The sequence below is a fragment of the Protofrankia sp. CiP1_Cm_nod2 genome (assembly GCF_920664355.1).
In the GTDB taxonomy this organism is placed as follows: Bacteria; Actinomycetota; Actinomycetes; order Frankiales; family Frankiaceae; genus Protofrankia.
The window spans coordinates 5,568-7,584 of the sequence record NZ_CAKKTL010000197.1 but is presented as its reverse complement, the minus strand read 5'-3'; the positions used below and the strand labels follow the sequence as shown (position 1 = coordinate 7,584).

At 72.1% G+C, this 2,017-nt stretch carries 2 protein-coding genes; both read right to left on the bottom strand.

Going from position 1 to position 2,017, the window contains the following annotated elements; genetic code table 11:
- A partial coding sequence (locus NBW84_RS18715) for a trehalose-6-phosphate synthase (protein WP_250286040.1) occupies window positions 1–764 on the bottom strand: 764 nt, incomplete at its 3' end.
- A 314-nt stretch (window positions 765–1,078) separates the two neighbouring features.
- Complete coding sequence (locus tag NBW84_RS18710; protein WP_250286039.1) at window positions 1,079–1,894, bottom strand: HAD hydrolase family protein; 816 nt, start codon at window positions 1,892–1,894, stop codon at window positions 1,079–1,081.
- Between the last annotated feature and the right edge of the window lie 123 nt (window positions 1,895–2,017).

Here is a 2,017-nt window from a genome sequence, read left to right as displayed (position 1 = left end):
CACCGGCGGAACGCCTCCGCCCACTCCGGAGCGAGGAAGCCGAGCCGGTCGGCACCGAGCATGCCCTGGACGACCGCGCGGGCGACGTCGTCCGGCAGCATGCGGAAGTACTCCGGTGGCGCCCACGGTGTGTGACTGAAATGAGCGATCCGCAGGTCCGGGCGCAGCCTGCGCAGTTGCGCCGGCACCAGCGTCAGGTGGTAGTCCTGGATCAGGACGGCCGCGCCCGGCGCCGCCTCCCGGGCCAGCGCCTCGGCGAACATCGTGTTGTAGATCTCGTACGCCTGCCAGTCGCGCTGGAAGGCCGCGCCGAAGGAGGGCTGGGACGCCGACGCGTAGAGCAGGTGCAGGACGAACCACAACGTACGGTTGGCGACCGCGTTGTACGCCCGGTCGAAGACGACCCTGTCCACGTCGAGCATGTGGACGGCCGTGCCGCCGGTGTCATGGCCGGCAAGATCCAGACGGCCGTCCGGCGCCGACCGGGTGGCCCGCCGGTCCGCCTCGCTGATCGCCGCGCACACCCAGACCAGCCCACCACCGGCCCTGTCGCGCCCACCGGCCGGGCCGGTCCCGTCAGCCCCGTCAGCCGAGCCGGTCCCGTCAGCCTCGTCCGTCCCGCCGAGCCCACTGGCCGGCCCGGCGTCATCGCTGGCGACCGCGTGCAGGCCGCTGACCAGCCCACCGCCGCCACGGCGCACGACGAGCGACCCGTCGTCACCCGTCGTGAACGCCACCGGGCCGCGATTGGACGCGACAAGCACCCGGGCGGTCCCTCCAGCGGCCACGGGACGCGGCGTTTCATCGACCGACCGGGCATGACGCACCCTGCGAAGGGTAGTGCCTCGACAGCGGCCGCACCGCGGCCGTCACCGGCCCCCTGCCCACAGCTCCCCTGGCACCCATGACACGGGAGCTCTGGGCACCCCTGACACGGTGGTGCGGAACGGGGCCCAGCCCGCTCCGGCCCGGCGGATCAGCAGGCCGTGCGCCTGACGGCACCCTGACCGAGCGAGAGCTGTCCGTGGATCGTCCGGCTGACGTCACACCGTCCTGGCGCGTTCCGGCAGCCCGCGGATCAGACGGCGGCGGGCCGCGGCGTGGGCAGGACCGAGCGCACCGCGCTCACCCACCCGGCACCGAGGGTGCCGTCCTCCACGACGACGTTGCCGTAGCCGGGCAGCAGATCGACGAGGTCCGCATGGTGCAGCGCGTTCGCGACCAGGTGCATGCGGCCGACGTGGCCGGCCATGACCAGGTCGCTGGCGGAGTCCCCGATCGCGATCGCCTGCTCCGGGCGCAGCCCCCGGCGGGCCAGGTCGAAGGCCACCGCGGCTCCCTTGCTGACCCCGTCGGGCACCAGGTGGTAGACGTGCGGGACATCGTCCAGATCGGGCATGGTGGCCCGCGCGATGATGCCGTTGTCGCGCATGGTCAACCATGCGTAGCCTTCCGCGGCAAGCCACGCGTCGGCCTCGGCCACGTCGATGTTGCCCCGCAGCATGATGTCGATCTCACGGCCGCGGATCCAGGAGTGATGCGCCTCCAGGCGTCCCGGATACCGGGCGACCAGCGCCGTGACCAGCTCCTCGGGTATCCGGTCGAACGTCTCGGGCATGGCTCCGCGCAGGATCTGGCTGCTACGCCCGTGGTCCCAGCCGACGATGGCGCCGAGTTCGGCGATGAAGCCGTCCGCCCCGAAGATCGAGGCGGCCTCGGTGAGCTGAGGCCGGGTCCGCCCGCTGACCAGGACCAGCGCGATGCCGGCCCGGTGCAGGTCGATCAGGGCGTGCGCCGGGTCCAGGGTGACGGAGTGGTCCTCGCTGCGGAAGAAGCATCCGCGCGGCCCCACCATGGTCCCGTCGAGATCGGTATAGACGACCTGGACACTCATCGGTGCTGTCCTCCTGTTCACGCTGTTCGCGCTGTTCGTGGCGTCCACTCTGTTCGTGGCGTCCAGGCTGCTCATGGCGGGTGGGCGTTCGTGGCGGGGTGTTCGTGACATGTGGGACGGGGG